The sequence below is a fragment of the Streptomyces sp. HUAS MG91 genome, from assembly GCF_040529335.1.
In the GTDB taxonomy this organism is placed as follows: domain Bacteria; phylum Actinomycetota; class Actinomycetes; order Streptomycetales; family Streptomycetaceae; genus Streptomyces; species Streptomyces tabacisoli.
This window is the reverse complement of sequence record NZ_CP159534.1, coordinates 780,160-804,365: the sequence shown is the minus strand read 5'-3', so window position 1 is coordinate 804,365 and position 24,206 is coordinate 780,160. Positions and strand designations below refer to the sequence as shown.

The window sequence follows — 24,206 nt, the reverse complement described above, 5'->3', positions numbered from 1 at the left end:
CGTTCGGGTGGCCGGCGCCCCGGTCGGACGGACGCGCGGTCGGGTCGGGCCGCCTCAGCTTCCGGCATCGCCCCACCGGGCACCATGTGCAACTGCCCACCATCACCGGCGGCACGCTGGGCAGCGGCCACCCCGCGCGTCACGGAGCCAGTTCCAGCGCGCGCAGCGCCAGCGCCCAGCCGAGCCGGGCCTCGCCGGACTCGGCGGGCCGGCCGGTGAGTTCGGCGACCCTGCTGATCCGGTTCAGGACCGTGTTGCGGTGGCAGAACAGCCGGGCCGCGGTGCGGGACGCCGAGCAGCCCGAGTCGAGCCACACCCGCAACGTCGTGAGCAGCGCCGGACCCTCGACGCCGCTGCTCAGCACGCCGTCCAGATAGCGCGCCACCAGCCGCTCCGCGATCTCCGGCTCCGTGCCGAGCGCGGCGTGCACCAGCCGTTCGTCGAGTTCGGCGACCTCTCCGCGGCCCGGCGCCAGGGTGTCGAGCGCCCGCCGGGCTAGCCGCAGTCCCTGGTCGGCGAGGGCGAGTTCGGTGAAGGCGGGGGAGACCCCGGCGCGGTAGCCGAGGTGGGCGCGCAGCGTGTCGACGAGGACCGCCGGCTCCTGCGTTCCCAGCCGGACGAGGCCCGCCACGGTCTCGCCGCGCGAGCGCCAGAACGACCACATGCCGGCCGTCTCCAGCGTGGGTCCGGGGTCGGGCGGCGAGGCGGGGTCCCGCGCGTCCTGGGCGACGAGGACCACCACGAACCGGTCGTGGCGCGGCACGCCGAGGGCGGAGGCGGCCGCGGCGGCCACCGCCGGGTCGCCGGCCCGGCCGTCGAGCAGCGCCTCGAACAGGGCGCCGCGCCGCGACGCGTCCCGGTGCTCCAGCTCCAGGGTGCGCAGCCGGTAGGCGTCGGCCATCTCGGACGAGAACCGGTCGATGGTCTCCCACACCGCGCCGGCCATGTCGCCCATCAGCCGCTGCTGGGACGGGGGCCGGTCCCGCATCCAGTCCGCCATGGCCTGCCACAGGACCCGCCCGCCGCGCCGGTAGGCCTTCAGGACGGTGGCCAGCGGCATGCCCTGCTCGGCGCGCAGCCGCCCGTTGTCCGCGGCGACGGCCTCGAAGCGGCCCCGGTCACCGGGCAGCCTGCCGAACTCGCCGAGGGCCAGCTCGATGTTGCCGCGCAACGTCAGTTCGAGGTCGTCGCGCGAGACGGGCCGGCCGCTGGCGTAGCGCGTGCTGTGGGCGCAGATGTCCGCCGCCAGATCGGCGATCAGGGGGTCGAGATCCGTGAGCAGCGTCATCGCCAGCTCGCGGCGCAGCGCCGACTCGTCGTTCATGGCCGGAGGATAGGCATCCGCCCTGCGGCCTGGGAAGAGGAACGGGCGGTTGCCCAGACGACCGGGGCGTCACCTGGGCAACCGCCCAAGGGCGGGGCGGGATCCGCTCAGTCGACGGCCGCCGCCGCGGCGGGCACGCCGGTCCGCTCCTCGCGGCCCACCGTCCACTTCAGCGCCGCCGCCAGCACGCTGCCCACCAGGCCCGCGACGACGACGAAGACGAACGGGGCGTCCGCGTCCCCGCTGCGGTCCTCGACGACCCCGAACACCAGCGGCCCCACGAAGCCGCCGAGCAGCCCGATCATGTTGATGAAGGCCAGCCCCACGGCGGCCATCAGACCCGACATCCGGGACATCGCCACGGACCAGAACAGCGGCAGCGTTCCGGTGAGGAAGAAGTTCGCGGCGAAGAGCAGCCCGAACCGTGCTCCGGCGCCGTCGACCGCCAGATAGACGGCCATGATCCCCGTCCCGGCCAGCGCGCACAGCACGATCAGTTCGGTGTCCCGGCCCACGCGGCCCCGCAGCCAGGGGAAGAAGAGCACCCCGGCGAGGATCGCCAGGCCCATCGTGCCGGTGACCAGCCCGATGTCCAGCGGATCCGAGACGCCGAGCCCCTGCACGATCGACGGCAGGTTGAACCCGACGGCGGATCCGACGAGCTGGTTCACGAAGTAGGTCCCGGACAGCAGCAGCACGATGGGGCGGGCGAAGGCGAGGCGGAAGTTGCCGCGCAGGCGGTGGGGCGACGGTTCGGCTCCGGCGGCCGCGTGCCGGGTCAGCGCTGCGGCCTGCTCGGCGGACAGCCACTTGGCGTCCTCCGGGCGGCTCGGCAGCACGAACCACACCAGTACGCCGATCGCCACGGTCACCAGGCCCTCGACGAGGAACATCCACTGCCAGCCCTTGAGCCCGGCGAACCCGTCCAGGTTCATCAGTCCGCCCCCGGCCGGCGCCCCGAGCAGGGTGGCGAGCGCGGGCGCGGTGTAGACGAGCCCGACGACCGGCACCCGGTGCCGCTGGGCGAACCAGAGCGTCACCGTGTACATCAGCGCCGGATAGAGCCCGGCCTCGGCGGCGCCGAGCACGAACCGCAGGACGTAGAAGGAGACTTCTCCCTGCACGAACATCATGGCGGCCGAGACCAGCCCCCAGCTCACCGCGATCCGCGCGATCCACACCCGGGCCCCGACCCGGTGGAGCACCATGTTGCTGGGCACTTCGAGCAGCGCGTAGCTGAGGAAGAAGATGCCGGCGCCCAGTCCGTACGCGGCCGCGCTCACCCCGATGTCGGCCTCGAGCCGGGTCTTGGCCAGCGCGATGTTCGTCCGGTCCACGTACGACATGAAGTAGGCGAGGCCGAGCACCGGCAGCAGCCGGCGCATGGCGGTGCGGGTGGCTGCCGCGTGCACCGCGTCGGGCAGAGAGAGCATCACAGTCCTTCCCGCGTGCGCGCGTCGGCGCAGCAGGGGTCGCCGGAGATTGCCGAGGAATTGCCGTGGGGGAGGCGGCGGCCCCGCGCGGCACCGTTCTTTCCGGTGGTCAGGCGCGTGGCCGGTGGTTGTTCAGCATCGAGTACGCGCCCTCGACGCGACCATGTGCACGCGCCCACCGTGCCCGCGCGGGCGATGGGCACCGGCCCAGACCCGTACGCGGACACGCGTCAGGGCGGAGGCGCTGTCGCCTCCGCCCTGACGCGTGTGTCGTTCCCCGGGCTCTCCCCGCCCGGACCCGTTCGGCTCAGACCGACCGGTGGTACTGGTCCGGCACGTGCACGTCGGCGCCGAGCTCGCGGGCCGCGTGCCGGGCGAACGACGGGTCGCGCAGCAGCTCACGGCCGAGCAGCACGGCGTCCGCCTCGCCGTCCACGAGGATCTTCTCGGCCTGCTGGACCTCGGTGATCAGACCGACCGCGGCGGCCGGGACACCCGCCTCGTCGCGCACGCGCGCCGCGAAGGGCACCTGGTAGCCGGGGCCGACCGGGATGCGGACCCCGGAGGCGTTGCCACCGGTCGACACGTCGATCAGGTCGACCCCGTGCTCCTTGAGCTCGGCGGCGAACCGGACGGTGTCGTCGGCGGTCCAGCCCTCCTGCCCCTCCAGCCAGTCGGTGGCGGAGATGCGGAAGAACAGCGGCAGCTCCTCGGGCCACACGGCACGTACGGCGTCGGTGACCTCCAGGGCGAACCGGGTGCGGTTCTCGTAGGAACCGCCGTACTCGTCGGTGCGCTTGTTGGAGTGCGGGGAGAGGAACTGGCCGATCAGATAGCCGTGCGCACCGTGGATCTCGACGACCTCGAACCCGGCGTCGAGCGCGCGCCGCGCCGCGTCCGCGAACTGTCCGACGATCTCCTCGATGCCGTCGACGGTCAGCTCGGTGGGCACCGGGTGCTGCTCGTCGAAGGCGACGGGGCTCGGCGCGACGGCCTGCCAGCCGTGGGCCTCCGGGCCGACCGGGGCGCCGCCCGCCCAGGGGCGGTCGGTCGATGCCTTGCGGCCCGCGTGACCGAGCTGGATTCCAGGCGTCGTGTTCTGCGACTTCAGGAACGCGGTGATCCGGCGGAAGGCCTTGACCTGCGTGTCGTTCCAGATACCGAGGTCGTACGGGGAGATGCGGCCCTCGGGGCTGACCCCCGTCGCCTCGACGATGATCAGGCCCGTGCCGCCGGCCGCGCGGGCGCCGTAGTGCTGGAAGTGCCAGTCGCCCGGGGCGCCGGTCAGCGGGCCCTCCGCCGGGGCGCTGTACTGGCACATCGGCGGCATCCAGACGCGGTTCGGGACGGTCAGCGACCGGAGGGTGATGGGCTCGAACAGCGCGCTCACGGCGGACTCCATTCATGGGGGTGCGACTGATGCTTCGTACGATAGCCATCGTAGTACGGCGAATGTCAAACTACGAGGGTTCTCGTACAATGGCCGACGAGCCGCTCGACAGAGAGACGTGAAGGGGAGGTCGTCATGGCGACCGCAGCACCGCAGGCCACCGGAAGCCGCACGCTCGTGCACCCGGCCCGCGAGGAGATCCGTCTCGAAGGCGTGCTGCACGCGCTGTCCGATCCGATGCGGCTCGCGGTCGTCCGTGAGATGGCGAGCGCGCGCAGCGCGGAGCTGTCCTGCTCGCACTTCGATCTGCCCGTCACCAAGTCGACGACCACCCACCACTTCCGGGTGCTGCGCGAGAGCGGAGTGATCGAGCAGGTCTACCGCGGCACCACGAAGCTGAACGGGCTGCGCAGGGACGACCTCGACACCCTGTTCCCCGGTCTCCTGGACAGCGTCCTGGACGCCGCCGACCGGCAGGAGGAGCGGCTCGGCGCCTGAGCCGGACATGCCGCAGGGGTGGCCGCGGCCCGCGACCACCCCTCCGGCTCCCGTCCCTACCCGACCGGCGCCTCGGCGCTCGGCGCGGGCTGCGCGGGAACGGCCGGCGCCTCGGCCGGGGCGTCCGCCGAACCGCCCTTCTTCGGAAGGTGGTTGAAGAGCAGGTTCAGCACGATCGCCGTGATGCAGCCCGCGCTGATCCCGCTGTCCATCACCGTCTGGAACCAGTGGGGGAACTTCTCGTACATCGTCGGCACGCCCACCGGCAGCACGCCGAGCGCGACGGACACGGCGACCACCGTCAGATTGGCGTTGCCCTCGAACTCCACCTTCGACAGGGTCTTCAGGCCGCTCGCCGCGACCGTCCCGAACATCACCAGACCCGCGCCGCCCAGGACCGGCGACGGTATCGCGGCGATCACCGCGCCCAGCTTGGGCAGCAGTCCGAGCACCACGAGGATGCCTCCCGCGACGGCGACCACCCAGCGGCTGCGCACCTTCGTCATGCCGACCAGGCCCACGTTCTGCGCGAACGCCGTGTACGGGAAGGTGTTGAAGACCCCGCCGAGGACGGTCGAGAAGCCGTCGGCGCGCAGGCCGTCGGCGAGTGCCCGCCGGTCCACCGGGCGCTCCGTCATCTCACCGACCGCGATGAAGTCACCGGTGGTCTCGGTCATGGTCACCAGGGCCACGATCAGCATCGACACGATCGCCGCACCGTGGAACTCGGGAGCCCCGAAGTGGAACGGCGTGCTGATCCCGACCCAGTTCGCGTCCCCGACCGCCCCGAAGTCCGTGAACCCGGTGGGTATCGCCACGGCCGTGCCGACCACGATGCCGACGAGCACCGCCACCCGGCTCAGCGCGGGCGGCGCGAACCGCTGCACCGCGAGCACGAGCACCAGCACGAACGCGGCGAGCGCGAGGTTCTTCGGCTCCCCGAAGTCCTTCGCCCCGGCCCCGCCGGCCGCCCACGTCCCCGCGGTCGGCAGCAGCGAGAGCCCGATGATCAGAATCACCGTGCCGGTCACCAGGGGCGGGAAGAAGCGCAGCAGCCGCCCGAAGACCGGCGCGAGCAGCATCATCGCGAGCCCCGCGACGATCACCGCGCCGTAGATGGCGGGCAGCCCGCCGCCCGTCGTCCCGATCAGCACCATCGGCGACACGGCCGCGAACGTGCACCCCTGCACGATGGGCAGCCGGATGCCGAAGCGCCACACGCCGACGCACTGGATGAGCGTCGCGATCCCGCACACCAGCAGGTCGGCGGTGATCAGATACGCGAGATCGGCGGGCGGCAGCTTCATCGCGCCGCCCACGATCAGCGGAACGGCGACCGCGCCCGCGTACATGGCGAGAACGTGCTGGAGCCCGAACGCCGCCAACTGGCGTACGGGCGGGACCTGATCGACAGGATGGGTCTGTGGCATACGTGCTCCAAGGCCAGGGGAGTCCCGGGGGACAGCGGGAGGGGCGGCAGCACGAGACCGTAATCGGCTTGAACGTTTTGTTGATTTCACGGATGTTGCCGGGTTGTGTCGCACCCCGGAACCCGCCCCGGGCCATGCCGTCGATCGCCTACGACCCGGCGCCCGCGGCGCCCAACAGCCCTTCCCAGTCCGGGATCTTCACCGGTCCCCGGCCGAGCGCACGCCCCAACTCCGCCTCGGCGCGCTCGATCCCGAGCCACCCCGCCCAGTCGACCGGCCGCAGCCCGGCCCCGACGAGCCCCGCCAGCGGATCCCGGGCGAGCGTCCGCGCCGTGAGCGCCGGGGCGTCGTCGAGGAGCGAGGCCACGGTCTCCTTCGCGCACGGCCGGTTGGTGCCGATGACGCCGGTCGGCCCGCGCTTGATCCAGCCCGCGACGTACTCGCCGGGCGACACCCGGCCCTCGCGCAGCACCCGCCCGGCGAGCTGCGGCACGGTCCCGCGCTCGGCGTCGAACGGCAGCCCCTCCAGTGGCACCCCGCGATACCCCACCGACCGCAGGACCAGCTGCGCGCCGATCTCCTCGTACGTCCCCGTGCCGACGACCCCGCCGTCGCCGTCCGGCCGGGTCCGCTCGAACCGCACCCCGGCCACCCGCCCGTCCCGCCCGACGACCTCGACGGGCCGCAGGAAGAACCGCAGATGGATCCGGCGCCGCCGCTCCTCGTGCGGCAGCGCGGCCCAGCCGCGCAGCACCTCCACGTTCCGCCGGTTCGCGGCGGGCAGCGCCGACGGATCCGTGTATGCCGGGTCGAGCGCCAACTCGCCTTCGTCCACTACGAGTTCGGTGTCCGGCAGCGATGCCAGCTCGCGCAGTTCCTTGGTGGTGAAGCGGGCCTGCGACGGTCCGCGCCGCCCCACCATGTACACGTCCCGAACCTCGCTGGCGCCGAGTGTGGACAGCGCCGCCTGCGGCATGTCGGTGAGCGCCAGTTCGGCGGCGCCGCGGGCCAGCATCCGGGTGACGTCCACGGCGACATTGCCCACGCCGATCGCGACGGCGGCGCGCACGTCCCGGACGAATCCGTCGTCCCGCGCGTCCGGGTGCGCGCTGTACCAGGCCACGAAGTCGGTCGCCGACCAGCTGCCGGGCAGGTCCTCGCCGGGCACCCCGAGCCGGCGGTCGGCCGCGGCGCCCACGCAGTAGACCACCGCGTGGTACAGCTCCAGCAGCTTCGCGGGCGGCAGCGCCGGGCCGATCTCGACACCGCCGAGGAACCGCACCCGGCCGTCCTCCAGCACCTTGCGCAGATTCCCCTGGAGCGACTTGATCTTCTCGTGGTCGGGTGCCACGCCGTAGCGCACCAGTCCGAACGGGCAGGGCAGCCGGTCGAGCACGTCGACCCGGACGTCCGGGACGCGCAGCTGCTGTACCAGGCACTGGGCGGTGTAGACCCCACTCGGTCCCGAACCCACGACGGCGATGTGCGGCACGTGCGGCTCCTTCTGCCGGTGCTGCGCTGATGTTCCTCAGCATGGCACCGCCCGCCGCGTCGGGGGAGAGGGGCGGCGCGGAGCTCTCTGCGCGCCTTTGATGATCAAGTGTGATCGAAGGGTTACGGTGCGTAGGTGCTGGAAAGTTCATTCTTTGACGTCGCTGATCATTATCGACTGAACGATGCTGTTTCCGCAGAGCCGCGGTGGGAGATCCAGGGGCACGGCTCCGTCGCGGGCGACCTCCGGGACGACGCCGCGCGCGCCTGCCCCTCACCGTGGTTCCACGTCCGGCTCACCTTCGGCCACGGCGCCCATGCCGACGTCCTCGCCGTCGTGGCCGACGGCCGCGTCGCCATCGAGGACGTACGGGCCCAACCGCCGCTCTCGCTCGCCGAGTTCGCCTCGCTCGGGGAGTGGATCGAAGGCTCGCTCCAGGACGCCTGCCGGACCGTACCCGGTCGGCCCGAGCACGCCGCGCCCGCCCCCGGCGAGAACCCGGCCCGCCGCGCCCGCTCCTCCCTGCCGCGCGGCGTCGAGGGCCGCCGCGCCGTCGCCGAGGCCTACCGCGCGGCGCAGAGCGAGGGCGCCGATCCGGTCCTCGCGGTCATGTGCGCGACGGGCCGCAGCCGCCGCAGGTCCCTGCGGATGATCGCGGGCGCACGTGACGCCGGCCTGCTGGCGCCCCGCCACAATCGGCGGTGAGGCAGGGCGCCGCACTGTCGCGGCGAGGGCTCAGGACATCTCGCGCATGCGGGAGATCTCCGTCGTCTGCTGCGCGATCACGTCGTCGGCCATCTCCTCGACGACCACGTCGTTGCCGTCGCTCTTGACCTCCGTGGCCATGGTCACCGCGCCCTGGTGGTGCGTGATCATCAACTTCAGGAACAGCGCGTCGAACGCGGCCCCGCGCGCCGCCCGCAGCTTCTTCAACTGCCCCTCGGTCGCCATCCCCGGCATCGTGTCGTGCGCCGCGTGGCCGGAAGCGTCCTGCGGCTTCCCGTACTTCTTCAGCCACGCGCGCATCGTCTCGATCTCCGGGCCCTGCGCCGCCGTGATCCGCTCGGCGAGCCGCTTCACCTGCTCCGACTCGGCCCGCTCCGGGGCGAGTTCGGTCATCGTCAGCGCCTGCTCGTGGTGGCTGATCATCATCTGCGCATAGCCGACGTCCGCGGAGTTGGGCCGGTCGTCGGACCTGCGCTTCTCCGCGTCCTGCGCGGACAGGGTCTCCGCGGCCTCACCCGGCTTGCCCGGCGCGATCACCGAACTCCCGCTGGAAGCAGGGGAGTCGGCCCTCGCGTCGCCCCCCGAGTCGCATCCGCTCACCCCCAGCGCGAGCGCCGCGAGCAGCGCGGGCACAGCAACTTTCATGACGAGTGCGTTGCCATCTGTTGATCTGTGCATGGTGAAGACGATACTCGGGGGATGGGTGAACCGTTCGCGAACGAACGACGTCACTATCGACCAGGGAGACGAGGGAGACAACAGTGACCCTGTTGCACAGCTTCGCCCGAACACGCGGAAGACGCCTCGGAGTCGCCACGGCCGCGGCCGGACTCCTGGCGGCCCTGCTCGCCGCGGGACCCGTGTCGGCGACCCCCGACCCGGGGGACCGCTCCGCCGCGCCGCGCGGCGTCTCGAAGAGCGCGCAGGAGCGGGCCGAGGCCGCGATAGCCGCCGGCGACATACCCGGCCAGGACGAGGTCGTCCACTCCGCCAACATCGAGCACCTCACCAACATCCCCAAGGACGCGCTGCCCGGCACCAATTCGGACCTGGCCTTCCAGGGCCGGTACGCCTTCGCCGGCAACTACGACGGCTTCCGCATCTTCGACATCAGCAACCCGAAGGCGCCGAAGACCGTCGCGCAGGTCCTGTGTCCCGGCTCGCAGAACGACATCTCCGTCTCCGGGAACCTGCTCTTCCTGTCGACGGACAGCTCCCGCAGCGACAACTCCTGCGCCTCCACGACCCAGCCCGCGACCGAGAAGTCGTCGTGGGAGGGCATGAAGGTCTTCGACATCAGCGACAAGAAGAACCCCAAGTACGTCGCCGCCGTCGAGACCGCGTGCGGCTCGCACACCCACACGCTGGTGCCGGAGAAGAAGAACGTCTACGTGTACGTCTCCTCGTACTCGCCCAGCGCCTCGTTCCCCGACTGCCAACCGCCGCACGACGGGATCTCCGTCATCAAGGTGCCGCGCAAGGCCCCGCAGAAGGCGGCCGTGGTCAACTTCCCCGTCCTCTTCCCCGGCGAGGGACCCGACGGCGGCGGAAACCCGGGCGCGCCCACCAACCCCGGCGTCTCCAAGACCACGGGCTGCCACGACATCACGGTCCTGCCCTCCAAGGACCTGGCGGCAGGTGCCTGCATGGGTGACGGCATCCTGTTCTCCATCAAGGACCCGGAACACCCCAAGGTCATCGACCAGGTCCAGGACAACGTCAACTTCGCGTTCTGGCACTCGGCGACCTTCAACCAGACGGCGAAGAAGGTCGTGTTCACCGACGAGCTGGGCGGCGGCGGAGCGGCCACCTGCAACGCGGCGATCGGCCCGAACCGCGGCGCCGACGGCATCTACGACATCGTCGGCAAGGGCGACAAGAGCAGGCTCGTCTTCCGCGGCTACTACAAGATCCCGCGCCACCAGGCCGACACCGAGAACTGCGTCGCCCACAACGGCTCGCTGATCCCCGTCAAGGGCAAGGACCTCATGGTCCAGGCCTGGTACCAGGGCGGCGTCTCCGTCTGGGACTTCACCGACTCCACCAAGCCGAAGGAGATCGCCTACTTCGAGCGGGGCCCGCTGACCACCGACACCCTCACCGTCGGCGGTTCCTGGTCCGCGTACTACTACAACGGCTACATCTATTCCAACGACATCGCGAAGGGCTTCGACGTCCTGAAGCTCAGCGACCGGCGCACGGCTCCGGCCGAGCGGATCCGTCTGGACGAGCTGAACACCCAGACGCAGCCGGACTACTTCGACTGATCCCGGTCCGCCGCGGCCGGCCGCAGCGGCTCGAAGTATCGCGAGAAGTCGGCCGCGCGGGCGTGCGCGGGGCACTCGTCGGACGGCAGGTCGTCAGGACCTCCGTCCGGCGGGAAGCCCGACTCCCACGCCAGCCCGTAGCGCTGGAACAACTCCGCCCGCAGCCTCACCACCGGCATCGGCGCACCCGGCACCAGCGCGGCGAAGACGGCCCCCATCAGCAGAGCCCGCAACAGCGGATAGTCCCGGTCGACGTCGAGCGTCCCGTGCCGCAGGACGGTGTCGCGCAGCAGCGCCGCGAGCCGCTGCTGCTCCGGGCACTGCACGAAACCCTCGGCCTGCAGAATTCCGGCCATGTGCGTGCGCATCAACAGGGGCTGATCGCGGGCGAGTCCGAGAATCGCGTCGATGGCCCGCGCCAGCCGCTCGTCACCGTCGTCGGCGGCGGGCCACGGCTCCCGCTCCAGGGCCTCCTGGAGCGTCCGGTTCATCAGCCGGTGCACGGCGGACTGCAACAACTGCCGCTTGCCGGGGAAGTAGTACGAGACCAGTCCCCGGGCGGAACCGGCCCGGTCCGCGATGTCGCCGAGCGTCGTCGCCTCGTACCCCCGCTCCCCGACCAGCTCCAACGTCGCCTGCAGAAGCCGCTCGCGGGAACGTCGGCGCAACTCCTCATTGACCGATGCGCTGCGGGGGGACATTCTTATCTCCTGCGTTGACTGGCTCTCAGCCAACTATACTCAACGCATCTCGGCCCCCGGCCTTCAGGCCGCGTGGTGCGGAGGTGGGCCGACCGTATTCGGGCGACGCGGGGGATCGTCCGAATACGGCCGATTCCGTCGGCCCGGTCACGCGCTCGGGGCTGACTCCCCACCCACATCCTTGGGCACCCGAGGGTGCGTCACTTCCGTCGGCGGAGGAACAGCCACAGTCGGGCCGCGACCAGGCCGAGCGCCACGACGGCGATCGTGATCTTCAGCCAGTGCGGGGCCGCGTGCGACAGAGGCAGGAAGACGGCTTGGGGGATCACGGACGCCACTCCTCGCGGTAGCCGGGCCGGTCCGTGTACACGGCGGCCAGGTCCCTGGCGATCGGCTCCACCACCAGCAGCACCATGCGCGCGGGGCGGCTCACGAGCGGGTCCGCGGACTCGGCTTCCGTGAGGGCGTCGCGAACACGGGCGAGGGTGCGGCGCTTGGCGTCGGTCTCGCGCAGCACCCGCGCCGGGATCCCGCAGTCGCAGACCGCGCCCGGCGCCTCGTGGAACATCGCCATGGCCGCCTTCACGGACTCCAGGTCGCCCTGAAGGTAGGCATGGATGTCGCAGTCGAGGGCGTGCACGCTGCTCGCCTCACGGGTGTCCGCGTCGAGCTGGGCGCCGAGCCACTCCACGAGGTCATGCATCGGCGGGCTCCTGGGCCTTCCTGAGCCGCTCGGCGCGCTCGCGGTACCGCTCGTCGGGCTCGATCCCCGCCTCGCGCGCCAGTTTCCGCACATGGGCGCCGGTCCATCCGGAGGCCCGCGCGACCCTGGTGGGCCTGAGGTGCCCCTCGCGCAGCGCCGACAGGACCAGCTCCTTCAGCTCCCCGCTGGACTTCTTGAGCCGGTCGGCGTCGCGCAGCCGGCGGTTCCCGGCTGCGGCGATCTCTTCGAGGGTGGGCGAGGGAGACTCCATGGCGGCACGGTAGCGCAAGTGGGTTGCGGTGATCCCGGCTTCGCGGCCGCGGGGGAGGTGGTGCGCGCGCGAGGGCCGCGCGGCGGTGTTCCCGAAGAGCCCTCGCGCGGACCGGAAGTGCGCGACACTGCCGTCCCACAGTGCGAGGAGGGACCCTCATGGCGCAGGTCGATCAGCGGGCCTTGGCAGCACGTCGTAACGGTGACGTCATGCTCGTACGGGACGTGCCGCCCGGGCAGGACGTCGAAGCGGTGCGGGAGGCCGTGGAGGCGGCCGGATGGGTGCTGGCCAGCACGAAGCAGCGCGGTCTGTTCAAGAAGGCGACGGTCCTGTACTTCGCCGCGGCCGAATAGTCCCCGGCCGGCCGGGGACGGGCTCACTCGCATGGCGCGGCCAGGGTGCGGCAAGGGCGGCCCGACCGCATCCTGGAGGCAGGACTCGAATCCTAGGAGGCCGACCATGTCCGTGATGGACAAACTCAAGCAGATGCTCAAGGGGCACGAGGACCAAGCCGGCAAGGGGATCGACAAGGCCGGTGACTTCGTCGACGGCAAGACGCAGGGCAAGTACAGCGGTCAGGTCGACACGGCCCAGGCGAAGCTCAAGGAGCAGCTGGGCGGCGACGGGGGCCAGGACGGGCAGCCGCCCCAGTCGTGACCTCCCCGGCGCACCGTCCGCCCGTGGCCCCGCCGTGCCGACGGCGGGGCCACGGGCGTTCAGGCCGCTTCGTAGTGGTGTGCGCGTCCGCCGCGCCACTTCACCCACGCGGGATCGTCGAGCAGCGCCTCGGCGTGATCGAGGCCCGCGCGGCGCAGGAACTCCAGGACGTCGCCGTCACTGTGGGCGAGGCCCAGGATCTGCCCCCGCGCCGTGACGCGCCGGCCGCCGGAGCCGAGCGGCGGGTGGACGATGATCGGGGCCGTGGGCATGAGTCCAGGGTGGATGGTCAGTGGTCCTTCCGCGACTTCACGCACCGGACTGCCGCACTGCCCGCGACAACCAGGACGACCGGAACCTTCATGATTCCCTCCTGCCCCGCCCCCGGACTCGCACTCCTGTGCGCCCCGGCGCGGCGACCTCACGAAAGGCGTTCAGGCGAGTGAACGGTGCATCCGAGACGGCCCACGAGGGCGTAAGACAGACATGAGCACGTCGACGCAACCCCAGAACAAGGAGGGCTGGTCCCTCATCCCGGTCCTCTGCTTCATCCGAAAACCGGGGGACACCCTGCGCTGCACCCTCGCCGCCGGCCACGACAGCGACCACCTGCACGCGTACACCCACACCTCCTGGCCGCCCCGCTCCGGCGAGAAGCAGGCCGACTAGACCCCCGTCCGCCGCCGACGGCGGATCCACACCGGTGGCGGACGGGTCCTCAGCCCTCAGCGCATCCGCGTGGCGGCCCGCGGTTCGGCGGCTTTCGCTGTCGACGCCCACCGGTCCGGAGCCGTCACAGCAGGTCCAGCAACGGGCGTAGCCCGTCCGGTCGTTGGGTCACCGGGAGGTGGTCCACGAAGTGCACCGCGCATCCGATGTCCGCGGCGCCCGCGTCCGAGTGCCGGTCGTCGCCCACCATCAGGGTGTCCGCCGGTGCCACCCCGAGCCCCTCGCACGCGGCGGTGAACAGCCGGGGGTCCGGCTTCTGCACGCCGTGCCGGTACGACATGACGTACGTGCCGATGTACGGGTCGAGGCCGTGCTCGACGAAGACGGGCCGCAGGTCCCAGCCGATGTTGCTGACCACGCCCACCGGGATGCCGCGGCCGCGCAGCGCGGTGAGGACGTCGAGCGCGTCGGGGTAGGGGCGCCAGGCCTCCGGTGCCATGTGGCGCTCGTACAGGGCGTCGTAGAGCCGGTCGTCGGGCAGCGGCACCTCACGCGCCAGGCCCGTGTACGCGGCGCGATGGCGCTCCGCGTCGACATCGCGGACCGCCATCAGTCCGGCGAGGTGCGCGGGGACCTCGACGGGGTGGGTGCTGCCGCCCGGCAGCGCGCCGACCTCGTCCAGACCGGCGACGGCGCGGCCGAACTCGCCGTCGGCCAGGGCCAGTCCGGTCGCGTCGAGCGCTGCGCGCAGCCACGACGCGGTGGACTCGATCCGGAAGAGGGTGCCGGAGAAGTCGAAGAGCACGGCTTTGATCGTCATGCGCCCGATGCTCCGCGCGGCGCGACCCACGGGTCAAGAGCGCCCGTCCGCGCCCCTTCGCCGCTCGTACGCGGCCGTCGACAGCAGGACCGTGAACGCGCCGAGCAGCCAGCCGCCGACCACGTCGGACGGCCAGTGCACCCCGAGCCACATCCGCGTCAGTCCGACACCGATCACCGAGACGACCGCCACGACCAGAGCCGTACGCCACGGAGCGCGACCCGCGCCGTGACGGCGCAGCAGCCACAGCAGCAGCCCGCACACGACCGTCGCCGTCATCGCGTGCCCCGAAGGGAACGCCGCGTAGTGCGCGGTGTCCACCGGATCGGGCCACACCGGCCGCGGCCGGTCCACCAGTGCCTTGAGGGCCTGCTGAAGCAGCGTGCCGAGCAGACACGTCGCCGCGACCCAGGCGGCCAGCACCGCGTCCCGCAGCCGCCACGCCAGCGCGACGACGACCACGGCGCACAGGGCGCGCATCGTCCACGGGTCCCACACCCAGTCCGACAGGACGCGGTTGGCCCGCGTGAGGTCCGGGTCGTCGACGGCCTCGCGGTGCAGCGAGCGGGAGATGTCCGCGTCCAGTTCCATGAGCGGGCCCCAGCGGACCGCCACCAGGACCAGGAGCAGGACGAAGGACAGGAGGACGGACAGCAGGAGCGGCCGTGCCGCGGTGAAGGGGGTGCGGGCCGGGGCTTCGGACGGGGAATCGGGCGGTGCCGGGTGCATGGGCCGATCCTCGCGCATGGGCCCGGACGCGATCCAGCACGGCGCGGCCCGGGCCCGGGGCCTGCTCTGGACGACCCCCTGAGCAGGCTCTAACCCAGCGCCCGCAGTCCGGGTACGAACGTCACCAGGAGCGGGACCAGCGGGACGAGTGCCGCGGCAGCCGTCAGCCGCAGCCGACGGGCCGGAGTGAGCCGGGACGGCGGCGCGAGCAGCCGGTGCACCCGCTGCGGCACATGCGCCTGTGGCGTCGGGCACGGACCCGAGAACACCCCGCGGTCCTCGTTCAGCTCCACCAGGGCCAGCGCGATGGTCAGCCGGCCGAAGCGGCGCGAGGCGACGTCGTCCGCGGCCAGCTCGACCAGCCGGTGCATCTCGTCACGGAACGCCGCGAACACCGGCACCTGCGGAAAGCCCGAGGCCAGGGCGCCGGAACAGTGCAGCAGCCAGTCGTGCCGCCACTGCGCGTGCCCCATCTCGTGCGCGAGCACCGCATCGAGCTGACGCCCCTTCAGGCGGCGCAACGCGGCCGTGGTGATGACCAGTTGAGGGGTCTGCCCGGGCAGCCACCAGGCGTCCGGCCGCTCGCCCTCCAGGACGACGAGCCGGTCCGAACCGGGCTCCTCGCCGGGCAACAGCGGTGCGCGCACCAGCAGTTCGGCACGGCGCCGGGCCCGCCGCACCCGCGCCCGGTGCACCTCGCGCACCAGCATCGCCGCCGTCCAGGCCCCGCCGAGCGCCAGCGTCACGGCGACGGCGCCCGCCCACGGGCCGGTGCCGCCCGGCGCGTAGGCCGCCACCACCGAGTGCGGCGCGGGGGCGAAGACGTGCCCGCGCACGGCCTTCCAGGCGGCGGCCGCGCTCAGAATCATGGACAGCGCACAGCACAGCAGCACACCGGCCACCACGCACTGCCACACCCACAACGCGACGATCGGCTCCCGCTCGGGCCAGTCGGCGCGCGCGAGGAGACGCGGGGCGACGACAGCGGCGAGGGTGCCGAGCAGCAACAGCGCTACGGGGACCGTCATACCCGTCACCCTATGAGGCGCGCGCGACCCCCGATACGGCCTGAGGCGGCAAGTGATGTACGCCACGGTTTCGTTCGCCCCGGCACGGGACCCGGTCCCGGGAGGGCGTGGGCGTCACATCGCCAGCAGCATCGCCAGCATCCCGATCCCCATGGACAGCCGGCAGGCCCGCGCCAGCTCCGGCCGGTCGCCCCAGCCCGCCGACACCGTGCCGCCCGGGGCGACACCCGGCGAGGCCGTGGCGAGCGGGGCCAGCCGGGCGCCCGTCCACAGGACGTACACCGTGAAGTAGACGAGGAGCAGACCGGTCAGCACGGGGGCGCCCGCACCGCCGTGGTGGGCGTGCGCCGCCGGACGGACCGCCATCGCCAGCGCCATGTACGCCATCGCGAAGGTCCCCACGAGATGGTGCAGGTGGTGTCCGCGCACCGAACGGGACGCCCACAGCGCCCGCAGGGCCGCGCCGCCGAACACCACGGCGTACAGCAGCCAGGCCCAGCGCGGCGGCGCGACGACCGCGGCCGGCACGGCCATCAGGGCCATCCCGAAGCCCATCAATGCCTCGCCGCCCGCCGTGCGGCGCTGTTCCTCGACGGCGCTGCGCAGACGCAGCAGGCAGTACGCGCCGGTCGCCGCGCACAGCGCGACGAGCAGCCAGGTGGCCGACAGCGATCCGTGCACCCCGGGTCCCCCTTGCCCTTCTCCGTACAGGCGCCGCGCATCGCGCGGCTGTCGAGGAGATGCCCCGGCGGGCGGGTGCGTAAGGCGGCGCAGGGGAGCACACGCGGTGTTTCGCGGGTGAAACTCCGCGCGCCGCCGATCAGCGACACTGGGGGCACCGACGGCGCCCCGGACCGTCGGGACAGTCGAAAGGGCCGGTCGGGCAGGTATGAGCACGGAGCAGGGCGCGGACGCGGAGCCGCACACGGTGGCCGACACCGTGTCGTCGGTCGTACGGCAGTGGCAGGCCGTGCGCCCGGATGTCGACACGGGCCCGATGGAGATCATCGGACGGATCAACCGGTGCGCCGCGCTGCTGCAGCAGGCCGAGGACGCGCCGTTGCGGCGCGCCGGGCTGACCCGACCCGAGTTCGATCTGCTCGGCACCCTGCGGCGCACCGGCCGCGAGCTGACCCCCGGCGATCTGGCCCGCGAGACGTTCGCGTCCGGCGCCGCGGTCACCAAGCGGCTGAAGGCGCTCCAGGAGCGCGGCTTCGTGACGCGGCGCAACGACACGCGCGATCGCCGGGTGTCCCAGCTGAGCCTCACCGAGCAGGGGAGGGCCCTGGTCGACGAGGTGCTGCCCCAGCAGCTCGCGTACGAGGCGTCGGTGCTGGCCGGACTCGCGGGCGGCCGCGAGGGGGAGCTCGCCGCGCTCCTCGGCGAGCTGCTGCTCCAGCTCGAAGGACGGCTGGGCGGCGGACGGGTCTGAGCGGCGCCGCGGGCCGGTGAGCCCGCGGCGCCGGTGGCCGCTCAGCCGCCGAACGGCAGGTAGTCCACCTCGTACCCGAAGTAGCGCGGACCGGCCAGCGCCAGACCGCCCGGAGACGTCCAGCGCGGGTCGCAGGGCGCCGCGAGGACACTCACCCGCAGGCCGTAGCGCAGCCCTTCGGTGGTGACCGGCTCGCCCGTCTCGCTGTCCAGGACGCAGATCAGGTCCGGGGTCGTCGCGACGGTCGCGCCGTCCCGGGTGGCCAGCAGGTGCTCGTTCTGGAAGTCCAGTTCGAGCGTGCGGCCCGCGTCGTCCGTGATGCCCTCGATCACCGCCCGGCCGCGCGCGAAACCGCCCTCGGTGCGCCGCGACACGTCGACGACCTTGCCGGTGAGGAGCGGGATGCCGTCGAGCATCGCGCGGGCCGCGCCCACCGGGTCGCTGTGCTCGGAGCGCGCCGTCCGGACGGCGGCGCCGAGCCGCTCGGCCAGCGTGAGGGTGGCCGGGACCAGGCCGTCGGCGAGCTGATCGCCGCGCATGACCGTGTCCGCGCAGGAAATCTGGCAGCCCCGCTCCACGCACACGGCCCGCGCGATCGTCTCCGCTGCGTGGTTGTCGACGGCGTCCACGATGATCGTGTTGCCCTTGTCGTCGGCGAGCGCCATCGGGGAGTTGGTCACCCCGATCAGGCCCGGCAGCACCATCTGCGCCTCCGGGAACGCCCGGCCCATCGCGTCGCCGTCCACGATCGGCAGGCCCGCCTGGGCCGCGCACGCGATCGGCAGCATCGAGTTGACGCCGCCGATCTCGATGGGCGCGAGATGCGTCGCGGGACGCCCGATGTGCTTCTCCAGGGCGCGCAGCGCGGCCAGCTCCTCGCCGCCGTTCGGCACCCGCTCCAGGAGGACCGTCGGTGCGCCCATGCCGGAGATCGGCACCACGGTCGCGTCCGCCGGTACCTCGTCGATGTCCACGACCCGTACCGGACCGTGCCGGCGGATCGCCTCGCGGGCCAGCAGCTTGCCGATGTACGGGTCACCGCCGCCGCCGGTGCCAAGGATCCCGGCGCCGCGCGCGATGTCGTCCAGGTTGTCGAGGGTGATCTCACGCATGGGCCGTCGCTCCGGTCTTGATGTGGTTCAGGTCGAGGTCGCCGACCGCCTTGACGCGGATCCGGGTCGCGCCGCCCGGCAGATAGGCGAGCGGCACCTCCTCGATGTCGACGACGCGCACGCTGCCGCGCCGCGCGCCCGCGTCCTCGGCCCGCCCGACGGCCTCCTCCCGGGCCTGGGCGAGGACCGACGCACGCCGGCCTTCGGGCACCTGGAAGACCCGGTCGACCTCGCCGCCGACCTGGGCGATGGCCGCGCCGACCGCGTTGGCGACGCCGAAGTTCCCCGGCAGCCGTACGTCGTCGAAGCCGGGCAGCGTCTCCGGGACGAGCACCGAACCGCCGCCGACCGCGACCACCGGCAGCGGCGCCGCCGAGGTCCGCATCCGGTCGACGCTCTCCGCGAGCCGCTCCGCGATGCGCGCGAGCGCCCGGTCGACGAACTCCCGCTCCAGGTGGGCGACACGGGCCCGGTCGCCGATGTCGGCGCGGCCCGCCGCCACGGCCAGGTCCGTCGCCGTGAGCGTGGACCCGCCGAACACCAGGGCCTCCTCGGTGAGCCGGTAGCCGACCGAGCGCGGGCCCGTCCCGCCGTCCGGGGCCACCAGCGAACCGCCGCCGATGCCGAGCGAGAGGACGTCGGGGATGCGGAAGTTGGTCCGGATGCCGGCCGCCTCGCTCTCGCCGGCGGCCTCCCGCGGGAAGCCGCCCTGGAGGATGCCGACGTCCGCCGTGGTGCCGCCGACGTCGACGACCGCGCAGTCCGCGAGCCCGGACAGGAACGCCGCCCCGCGCATCGAGTTCGTCGGCCCGGACGCGAACGTCGCCACCGGATACATCCGCGCGAAGTCCACGTCCATCAGCGTGCCGTCGTTCTGCGACAGGAAGAACGGCGCCGTGATCGACACCTCCGCCAGCGCCTTGCCGAACGACTCCACGATCTGCGCCGCGAGGTCCCGCAGCGCCGCGTTGATGATCGTGGCGTTCTCCCGGGCAAGCAGTCCGATGCGGCCCAGTTCGTGCGAGAGCGAGATGTGCACGCCGTCGCCGAGCTCACCGCGCAGGATCTCGGCGGCCCGCCGCTCGTCGTCCTCGGCGACCGGCGAGAATACCGAGGAGACCGCCACCGAGCGGAGCCCCTTCGCCGCGATGTCCGCCGCGGTCCGCCGCAGCTCGTCGGGGTCGAGCGGGGACAGCGGCCGGCCGTCGAACTCCCGGCCGCCGTGGCACAGATACCCGTGCCCGCCGACCGCGGCCCGCTGGCGCTCGGGCCAGTCCGTCATCGGCGGCAGGGCCGCCGTCGCGGGCAGACCGAGCCGGACCGCCGCGACGGGCGCGAGCCGGGCCCCCTCGATCAGCGCGTTGAGGAAGTGAGTGGTGCCGATCATGACCGCGGTCACCTGGTGGAAGGGTGGGTCGAGGTCCCGGATCGCCGCCGTCACGCCGGAGGTGATGTCCGGCGTCGTTGGCGACTTGACGGCCGAGATCACCCGGTCGTCGTCGCCGAGGAGGGCGGCGTCGGTGTTGGTTCCGCCGACGTCGATACCGATGCGCATGGTGCTGCTTTCCTTGGGGAGCGGGGGAGCTGGGGTGGGCCGCGGGATCAGAGCGCGGCCTCGGCCTCGATCTGGGCAGCCGGGCGCAGCGGCTGGGTGACGGGCAGTTCACGGGCGCCGCGGACCAGACCGAGCCGGCCGAGCACGACGTAACCGAGGCCCGCCAGGACGAGTGAGTCGAGGGCGGGAATGCCCCACCACTGGTAGCGGTCCGCGAGCCAGCCGACAAGGGAGGCGAGGGCCTACAGGGCGACGGTGGCGGGCACCCAGGACGGTTCGGTCTCCGGCAGCCGTCCGACGCGCCGCGAGGCGTCCAGCTGCGGCCGCCACTTCTTCACCACGAAGTACTCGGCCACCATGATTCCGGCGACGGGCGGTGTGAGGACACCGAGGATCGTCAGGAAGTCCGTGAAGTGGTCCAGGATTCCGGCGGCCGCCGCGAGCGAGCCGAGCACACCGATCGTCACCGTCGTCGCCACCCGCCCGAGCCGCACCTTGAACAGCGACTCCACGGCGTTGATCAGGCCCAGCGCCGACGAGTACAGATTCCAGTTGTTGATCTTCAGGGTGGCGGAGACCAGCACGATCACCCCGACCACACCCGAGCTGGACGTGATGATCGCGATCAGGTCGGACGTCTTCACGGCGTACGCGAGCAGCACACCGGCGAGCCCGAGCACGTACTCACCCAGGGAGATCCCGACGAGGGTCTGCTTGACGACGTCGCCGGTCGAACGGTTGAAGCGCGTCATGTCGGGCGTCGTCACCGCGCCCACGATGTACGAGCCCGCGACGATCGTGGCGCCCGTGGCGATGGAGATGTGCGCCCCGAACGGCGCCGAACCGACCAGGTCGGTGAAGCTGTGCCGGGATATCTCCACCGTCATCGCCCAGCCCGCGAGCCCGAGGAACGCCGGTACGGTGACGAACGCCGTCCAGCCCATCGCCTTGAACCCCTGCAACGTCAGCGCGGTCACCCCGAGCCCGCAGATCAGGCACCAGGCCCACAGCGGGACCGACGGCACGATCGCCTGGAGGCCCGCCGCGAACACGGCCGTCTGCACCCCGAACCAGCCGAACAGGCTCACCGCGATGACGAGTCCGATCAGCGTGGACCCGTACCGTCCGAAGCCCGTCCAGCGCACCAGCACCGACGTCGACAGGCCTTCGCGCATCCCGGCGATGCCGACGAAGATGCAGACGACCTCCAGGATCACCGAGCCGAGCGTGAACGCCCAGAACGCACCCCAGAACGACAGGCCCGCGCCGAGCGTCGCGCCGAGCAGGAACTGGGTGAGGTCGGACAGCTGGCCGAAGCGCTGCACGGCGACGTTGAACCACGAGTACCGGGCGGCTCGCGGGACCCGTTCGAGTGGGTAGTCCTCGTCGGTGCCGGCCGCGGCACCGGACTCCGGCGCCGTCGCGGGCGCCGTCACTGCGTTCGTCATGGGGACAGTCCTTGAGGGAGGAGGGCAGGGGAGGGGAACACGGCGGCGCGACACGAACCGCCGTGCGGTGCAGGGGAGTGGGAAAAGCGTCGGTCAGAGCGGTGAGGGCGGGCCGAACGCGCGGGCCCGCAGCAGCACGGCCCCCGGCAGGTAAGGCACGAACTCCTCGGGGTCGAGCACCGTGCGCACTCGCCGCGGATCGGCCCCGGCGCGCACCGCGCTGGCCCGCGCCAGTTCCCGTACCTCGTCGCGTACGGCGTCCAGCGCGCCGGGGCGGTGCACGATCCGCTCCGCGCCGCCGCCGACCGGCGAGGCCGCGGCGCCGAACGCGCCCGCCACATCGCCGTGTTCGGGCCGGACGACCTCGAAGCCGGCCAGCGCCGCGTCCGGCACCCGGGGCGCCCCGCCGCCGACCAGGACCACCGGGAGCCGGTCCGCGGCGGGCTGCATCCGGTCGGCGGCCTCGGCGATGCCGCGGTGGTCGTCCGCGTCCACCGTGAGCAGATCGGGGAAGCGCAGGCTCACCGGGACGCCGCCGATGCGCTCACCCGGGGCGGCCTCACGGGGATAGCCGCCGCTCAACACGCCGACGCGGGCGCGTCGTTCACCCACGTCGACGACGACCGCGGCCCGCAGGCCGGCCAGCAGCCCGGCGCCGCGCAGGGTGCAGGCGGGACCCGAGCCGAGGCTGAGCCCCGGCTGCCGGCGCAGATAGTCCAGGCTCATCAGGGTGCCGTCGTGCCGGGTGACCAGGATGTCGGCGTCCGGCGCGAGACCGAGACCGGGCAGCGCGGCGGTCAGCTCGTCGGCGACCCGCGCCACGAGCACGCTCAGCGCCGCGTCGAGCACCGTGGCGTTCTCGCGCGGGACCAGGCCGAGCGCGCCGACCGCGCCGGACAGCAGTATCGGGACGTCGGGGCCGACGTGCGCCCGCAGGATGCGCGCGGCCTCCCGCTCCTGGGCGCCGTCGACCGGTGCGAACACCGAGCTGACCGCGAACGCCTCGGCGCGTCCCGCCAGTTCGGCCCCGAACGCGGCGATCGCCGGCTCGTCCAGCGGCGCCCCGTCCAGCGGCGCGAGGCCGGTGCCGCCCGCGACGTTCGCCACCCCCGCGCACACGGCGGCCCGCAGCTCCTCGGGCCAGCCGAACAGCGGACGTACGGTGTCGGCGGCCGCGCCCCCGATCCTGAGCACGCCGACCCGCGCGAGTCCCGACCGCCCGGTCACCGCGCGTGCGGCGACCCGCAGCCCGACGGCCAGCGCCCCGGCCCGGGCCCGCTGGTCCGCGGGCAGCCGGGTCACGGCACCGACCAGCGACCCGACCGCGTCGCCCGGCCGCGAGGGCACCTTCACGGCGAGCACCGGCCGCCCGGCGTCGAGCAGGACGGCGTCGGTGCTGCTGGGGCCGACGTCCACGCCGACGGTAACGGTCACCGTGCCTCCTCCCGGCCGGGGCCGTGCGTCAGCCCGTCAAGACCGAACGCCGCCGGGCCCGCGAGCCGCAGCCCCGCCTCCGTGTACCAGACCGGGTCCGCCGCGAGCGTCACGAGCCGCACCCGCAGCCCGTACCTGGCCTCCTCGACCGGCACCGCCCAGCCGGTGCGCGCGTCGATCAGGGCGATGACGTCCGGCACCAGGGCGAGCGCCCGGCCGTCCTCCATCGCCGCGACGAACTCGCTGCGCGCCCGCACCTGCACCAGGCGGCCCGCGTCGGCACCGGTGCCCTCCAGGAGGACGCCGGCCGCGCCGTCGCCGGGCCGGCGCACCGCGGCGACCTTGCCCGTGAGCAGCGGAACGGGCTCCTCGCCGCGGCCGAGCCGGACGGCCCGCGTCACCGAACCCCGCACCGCGTGCCGGGCGGCCTGCCCGGCGGTCAGCGGATAGTCCGCGGAGACGGCGCGCCCGCCGAACACCGCGACGACCTGCCGTGCCAGTTCCTCCAGGTAGGCGCCGTCGATGTGGTCGAGGACGACCGTGCGCCCGTACTCGTCGGCCAGGACGGCGGGCGAGGGCGAGAGCCCGGCCAGTTCGAGGACGTTCTGGTCCAGCCGCGGGAACGCCCGCCCGATGGAGTCCGCGTCGAGCAGCGGCACCCCGAGCCGGGCCGCGCAGGCCACGGTGAACGGGCCGTTCTGCCCGCCGATCTCGCCGGACATCACGGCGGCCACCGGGCGGCCGTGCAGCCCGGCCACGTGCGCCGCGAGCCGCTCCGCCTCCGCGCGCCCGCCGATCCGCTCCGCGGCGACGGCCGGCGACCCGACGAGGCTGACCGGCAGCATCAGCGCGTCGTCGGCGAGCGCGTCCGGCGCGACGACCGGCACGGGACCGCACTCCTCGATCGCCTGCGCGGCGACCGGCAGCGTGTCGGCGACGGGGCCGCCGCCCCCGGAACCGAGGACGGCGCAGCCCCGCGCGAAGTCGATGAGGGCTTCCGCGTCCAGGTGCATGCCCTCAGCCTACGGAGTGGCACCGCCCGTCCCATGGGCCAACAGCCCAGGGTTGCGCCGTGTGATGTGCCCGG

Annotated in this window: 27 protein-coding genes; 7 read left to right on the top strand and 20 right to left on the bottom strand. The window is 73.0% G+C overall.

The window, feature by feature from the left end; all coding sequences use genetic code 11:
* Nucleotides 1–139 precede the first annotated feature (139 nt).
* From ABII15_RS03815 to ABII15_RS03805, 3 genes are all read right to left on the bottom strand, one after another.
* Nucleotides 140–1,324 (bottom strand): helix-turn-helix domain-containing protein, encoded by a 1,185-nt coding sequence (locus ABII15_RS03815; protein WP_353940830.1) that lies wholly within the window; start codon nt 1,322–1,324, stop codon nt 140–142.
* A 107-nt stretch (nt 1,325–1,431) separates the two neighbouring features.
* Entirely contained in the window at nt 1,432–2,757 is a 1,326-nt protein-coding gene (locus tag ABII15_RS03810) for an MFS transporter (protein WP_353940829.1), read from the bottom strand.
* Between the two features lie 307 nt (nt 2,758–3,064).
* Nucleotides 3,065–4,147, bottom strand: coding sequence for an NADH:flavin oxidoreductase/NADH oxidase (locus ABII15_RS03805; RefSeq protein WP_353940828.1), 1,083 nt, complete (start codon nt 4,145–4,147; stop codon nt 3,065–3,067).
* 135 nt (nt 4,148–4,282) lie between these two features.
* Between ABII15_RS03805 and ABII15_RS03800 the strand changes: the two genes are divergently transcribed.
* Nucleotides 4,283–4,645: a helix-turn-helix transcriptional regulator gene (locus ABII15_RS03800; protein WP_353940827.1), complete on the top strand. Its 363-nt coding sequence runs from the start codon at nt 4,283–4,285 to the stop codon at nt 4,643–4,645.
* Between the two features lie 56 nt (nt 4,646–4,701).
* Here ABII15_RS03800 and ABII15_RS03795 read toward each other — a convergent pair whose 3' ends face one another.
* Together ABII15_RS03795 and ABII15_RS03790 are read right to left on the bottom strand one after the other, a co-directional pair.
* A complete protein-coding gene (locus tag ABII15_RS03795) occupies nt 4,702–6,075 on the bottom strand; it encodes a nucleobase:cation symporter-2 family protein (RefSeq protein ID WP_353940826.1) in 1,374 nt (457 codons plus the stop codon).
* A 148-nt stretch (nt 6,076–6,223) separates the two neighbouring features.
* Nucleotides 6,224–7,567 carry an NADP oxidoreductase gene (locus tag ABII15_RS03790; RefSeq protein ID WP_353940825.1) on the bottom strand — a complete coding sequence of 448 codons (1,344 nt, stop codon included), beginning with the start codon at nt 7,565–7,567 and terminating at the stop codon, nt 6,224–6,226.
* A gap of 135 nt (nt 7,568–7,702) precedes the next feature.
* Between ABII15_RS03790 and ABII15_RS03785 the strand changes: the two genes are divergently transcribed.
* Entirely contained in the window at nt 7,703–8,272 is a 570-nt protein-coding gene (locus ABII15_RS03785; RefSeq protein WP_353940824.1) for a DUF6214 family protein, read from the top strand.
* A 30-nt stretch (nt 8,273–8,302) separates the two neighbouring features.
* On the opposite strand, the gene ABII15_RS03780 is transcribed toward ABII15_RS03785, so the two are convergent.
* Nucleotides 8,303–8,971, bottom strand: a complete 669-nt coding sequence (locus ABII15_RS03780) for a DUF305 domain-containing protein (protein ID WP_353940823.1) — start codon at nt 8,969–8,971, stop codon at nt 8,303–8,305.
* Between the two features lie 83 nt (nt 8,972–9,054).
* Between ABII15_RS03780 and ABII15_RS03775 the strand changes: the two genes are divergently transcribed.
* On the top strand, nt 9,055–10,560 hold the full coding sequence (locus tag ABII15_RS03775) for a hypothetical protein (RefSeq protein WP_353940822.1): 1,506 nt from the start codon (nt 9,055–9,057) through the stop codon (nt 10,558–10,560).
* On the opposite strand, the gene ABII15_RS03770 is transcribed toward ABII15_RS03775, so the two are convergent.
* The 4 genes from ABII15_RS03770 to ABII15_RS03755 all read right to left on the bottom strand — a co-directional run bounded on the left by ABII15_RS03770 (nt 10,548) and on the right by ABII15_RS03755 (nt 12,235).
* Nucleotides 10,548–11,261 (bottom strand): helix-turn-helix domain-containing protein, encoded by a 714-nt coding sequence (locus ABII15_RS03770; protein WP_353940821.1) that lies wholly within the window; start codon nt 11,259–11,261, stop codon nt 10,548–10,550. The two genes, ABII15_RS03775 and ABII15_RS03770, sit on opposite strands and share 13 nt — an antisense overlap.
* 200 nt (nt 11,262–11,461) lie before the next feature.
* A complete protein-coding gene (locus ABII15_RS03765) occupies nt 11,462–11,590 on the bottom strand; it encodes a hypothetical protein (protein WP_353940820.1) in 129 nt (42 codons plus the stop codon).
* Nucleotides 11,587–11,964, bottom strand: coding sequence for a DUF6221 family protein (locus ABII15_RS03760; protein ID WP_353940819.1), 378 nt, complete (start codon nt 11,962–11,964; stop codon nt 11,587–11,589). Before ABII15_RS03760 ends, ABII15_RS03765 begins: the two co-directional genes overlap by 4 nt.
* A complete protein-coding gene (locus tag ABII15_RS03755; RefSeq protein ID WP_353940818.1) occupies nt 11,957–12,235 on the bottom strand; it encodes a hypothetical protein in 279 nt (92 codons plus the stop codon). The genes ABII15_RS03760 and ABII15_RS03755 overlap by 8 nt, the downstream gene beginning before the upstream one ends.
* Before the next feature lie 158 nt (nt 12,236–12,393).
* Between ABII15_RS03755 and ABII15_RS03750 the strand changes: the two genes are divergently transcribed.
* Together ABII15_RS03750 and ABII15_RS03745 are read left to right on the top strand one after the other, a co-directional pair.
* Nucleotides 12,394–12,588, top strand: coding sequence for a hypothetical protein (locus ABII15_RS03750; RefSeq protein WP_353940817.1), 195 nt, complete (start codon nt 12,394–12,396; stop codon nt 12,586–12,588).
* A 106-nt stretch (nt 12,589–12,694) separates the two neighbouring features.
* Nucleotides 12,695–12,892 (top strand): antitoxin, encoded by a 198-nt coding sequence (locus tag ABII15_RS03745; protein ID WP_353940816.1) that lies wholly within the window; start codon nt 12,695–12,697, stop codon nt 12,890–12,892.
* Nucleotides 12,893–12,951: 59 nt separating this feature from the next.
* Here ABII15_RS03745 and ABII15_RS03740 read toward each other — a convergent pair whose 3' ends face one another.
* Nucleotides 12,952–13,164, bottom strand: coding sequence for a hypothetical protein (locus ABII15_RS03740; RefSeq protein ID WP_353940815.1), 213 nt, complete (start codon nt 13,162–13,164; stop codon nt 12,952–12,954).
* 214 nt (nt 13,165–13,378) lie between these two features.
* On the opposite strand from ABII15_RS03740, the gene ABII15_RS03735 reads away from it, so the two are divergent.
* On the top strand, nt 13,379–13,561 hold the full coding sequence (locus ABII15_RS03735; protein WP_353940814.1) for a hypothetical protein: 183 nt from the start codon (nt 13,379–13,381) through the stop codon (nt 13,559–13,561).
* 124 nt (nt 13,562–13,685) lie between these two features.
* Here the strand turns inward: ABII15_RS03735 and ABII15_RS03730 are convergent, their stop codons facing one another.
* From ABII15_RS03730 to ABII15_RS03715, 4 genes are all read right to left on the bottom strand, one after another.
* Nucleotides 13,686–14,381, bottom strand: coding sequence for an HAD-IA family hydrolase (locus ABII15_RS03730; protein WP_353940813.1), 696 nt, complete (start codon nt 14,379–14,381; stop codon nt 13,686–13,688).
* Between the two features lie 33 nt (nt 14,382–14,414).
* Nucleotides 14,415–15,110, bottom strand: a complete 696-nt coding sequence (locus ABII15_RS03725; protein ID WP_353940812.1) for a phosphatase PAP2 family protein — start codon at nt 15,108–15,110, stop codon at nt 14,415–14,417.
* Nucleotides 15,111–15,199: 89 nt separating this feature from the next.
* The gene (locus ABII15_RS03720) at nt 15,200–16,138 is read right to left on the bottom strand and encodes a M56 family metallopeptidase (protein WP_353940811.1); all 939 of its coding nucleotides are present in this window, start codon (nt 16,136–16,138) and stop codon (nt 15,200–15,202) included.
* Between the two features lie 114 nt (nt 16,139–16,252).
* The gene (locus ABII15_RS03715) at nt 16,253–16,819 is read right to left on the bottom strand and encodes a DUF5134 domain-containing protein (RefSeq protein WP_353940810.1); all 567 of its coding nucleotides are present in this window, start codon (nt 16,817–16,819) and stop codon (nt 16,253–16,255) included.
* A 208-nt stretch (nt 16,820–17,027) separates the two neighbouring features.
* Between ABII15_RS03715 and ABII15_RS03710 the strand changes: the two genes are divergently transcribed.
* The gene (locus ABII15_RS03710; RefSeq protein ID WP_353940809.1) at nt 17,028–17,570 is read left to right on the top strand and encodes a MarR family transcriptional regulator; all 543 of its coding nucleotides are present in this window, start codon (nt 17,028–17,030) and stop codon (nt 17,568–17,570) included.
* Between the two features lie 41 nt (nt 17,571–17,611).
* Here ABII15_RS03710 and ABII15_RS03705 read toward each other — a convergent pair whose 3' ends face one another.
* The 5 genes from ABII15_RS03705 to ABII15_RS03685 all read right to left on the bottom strand — a co-directional run bounded on the left by ABII15_RS03705 (nt 17,612) and on the right by ABII15_RS03685 (nt 24,132).
* The gene (locus ABII15_RS03705) at nt 17,612–18,682 is read right to left on the bottom strand and encodes a DUF917 domain-containing protein (protein ID WP_353940808.1); all 1,071 of its coding nucleotides are present in this window, start codon (nt 18,680–18,682) and stop codon (nt 17,612–17,614) included.
* The gene (locus tag ABII15_RS03700; protein ID WP_353940807.1) at nt 18,675–20,237 is read right to left on the bottom strand and encodes a hydantoinase/oxoprolinase family protein; all 1,563 of its coding nucleotides are present in this window, start codon (nt 20,235–20,237) and stop codon (nt 18,675–18,677) included. Before ABII15_RS03700 ends, ABII15_RS03705 begins: the two co-directional genes overlap by 8 nt.
* Before the next feature lie 242 nt (nt 20,238–20,479).
* Nucleotides 20,480–21,685, bottom strand: coding sequence for a cytosine permease (locus tag ABII15_RS03695; RefSeq protein WP_353940806.1), 1,206 nt, complete (start codon nt 21,683–21,685; stop codon nt 20,480–20,482).
* 93 nt (nt 21,686–21,778) lie between these two features.
* The gene (locus ABII15_RS03690) at nt 21,779–23,119 is read right to left on the bottom strand and encodes a hydantoinase/oxoprolinase N-terminal domain-containing protein (protein ID WP_353940805.1); all 1,341 of its coding nucleotides are present in this window, start codon (nt 23,117–23,119) and stop codon (nt 21,779–21,781) included.
* The gene (locus ABII15_RS03685) at nt 23,116–24,132 is read right to left on the bottom strand and encodes a DUF917 domain-containing protein (protein WP_353940804.1); all 1,017 of its coding nucleotides are present in this window, start codon (nt 24,130–24,132) and stop codon (nt 23,116–23,118) included. Before ABII15_RS03685 ends, ABII15_RS03690 begins: the two co-directional genes overlap by 4 nt.
* Nucleotides 24,133–24,206 lie beyond the last annotated feature (74 nt).

Bases quoted from the DNA above. Each gene is read 5' to 3' on its own strand.
- ABII15_RS03815 (WP_353940830.1), bottom strand. From the start codon at position 1,324: ATGAACGACGAGTCGGCGCTGCGCCGCGAGCTGGCGATGACGCTGCTC.
- ABII15_RS03755 (WP_353940818.1), bottom strand. From the start codon at position 12,235: ATGGAGTCTCCCTCGCCCACCCTCGAAGAGATCGCCGCAGCCGGGAAC.
- ABII15_RS03720 (WP_353940811.1), bottom strand. From the start codon at position 16,138: ATGACGGTCCCCGTAGCGCTGTTGCTGCTCGGCACCCTCGCCGCTGTC.
- ABII15_RS03745 (WP_353940816.1), top strand. From the start codon at position 12,695: ATGTCCGTGATGGACAAACTCAAGCAGATGCTCAAGGGGCACGAGGAC.
- ABII15_RS03770 (WP_353940821.1), bottom strand. From the start codon at position 11,261: ATGTCCCCCCGCAGCGCATCGGTCAATGAGGAGTTGCGCCGACGTTCC.
- ABII15_RS03800 (WP_353940827.1), top strand. From the start codon at position 4,283: ATGGCGACCGCAGCACCGCAGGCCACCGGAAGCCGCACGCTCGTGCAC.
- ABII15_RS03810 (WP_353940829.1), bottom strand. From the start codon at position 2,757: ATGCTCTCTCTGCCCGACGCGGTGCACGCGGCAGCCACCCGCACCGCC.
- ABII15_RS03725 (WP_353940812.1), bottom strand. From the start codon at position 15,110: ATGCACCCGGCACCGCCCGATTCCCCGTCCGAAGCCCCGGCCCGCACC.
- ABII15_RS03795 (WP_353940826.1), bottom strand. From the start codon at position 6,075: ATGCCACAGACCCATCCTGTCGATCAGGTCCCGCCCGTACGCCAGTTG.
- ABII15_RS03750 (WP_353940817.1), top strand. From the start codon at position 12,394: ATGGCGCAGGTCGATCAGCGGGCCTTGGCAGCACGTCGTAACGGTGAC.
- ABII15_RS03700 (WP_353940807.1), bottom strand. From the start codon at position 20,237: ATGCGCATCGGTATCGACGTCGGCGGAACCAACACCGACGCCGCCCTC.
- ABII15_RS03695 (WP_353940806.1), bottom strand. From the start codon at position 21,685: ATGACGAACGCAGTGACGGCGCCCGCGACGGCGCCGGAGTCCGGTGCC.
- ABII15_RS03705 (WP_353940808.1), bottom strand. From the start codon at position 18,682: ATGCGTGAGATCACCCTCGACAACCTGGACGACATCGCGCGCGGCGCC.
- ABII15_RS03730 (WP_353940813.1), bottom strand. From the start codon at position 14,381: ATGACGATCAAAGCCGTGCTCTTCGACTTCTCCGGCACCCTCTTCCGG.
- ABII15_RS03710 (WP_353940809.1), top strand. From the start codon at position 17,028: ATGAGCACGGAGCAGGGCGCGGACGCGGAGCCGCACACGGTGGCCGAC.
- ABII15_RS03740 (WP_353940815.1), bottom strand. From the start codon at position 13,164: ATGCCCACGGCCCCGATCATCGTCCACCCGCCGCTCGGCTCCGGCGGC.
- ABII15_RS03685 (WP_353940804.1), bottom strand. From the start codon at position 24,132: ATGCACCTGGACGCGGAAGCCCTCATCGACTTCGCGCGGGGCTGCGCC.
- ABII15_RS03780 (WP_353940823.1), bottom strand. From the start codon at position 8,971: ATGCACAGATCAACAGATGGCAACGCACTCGTCATGAAAGTTGCTGTG.
- ABII15_RS03760 (WP_353940819.1), bottom strand. From the start codon at position 11,964: ATGCATGACCTCGTGGAGTGGCTCGGCGCCCAGCTCGACGCGGACACC.
- ABII15_RS03735 (WP_353940814.1), top strand. From the start codon at position 13,379: ATGAGCACGTCGACGCAACCCCAGAACAAGGAGGGCTGGTCCCTCATC.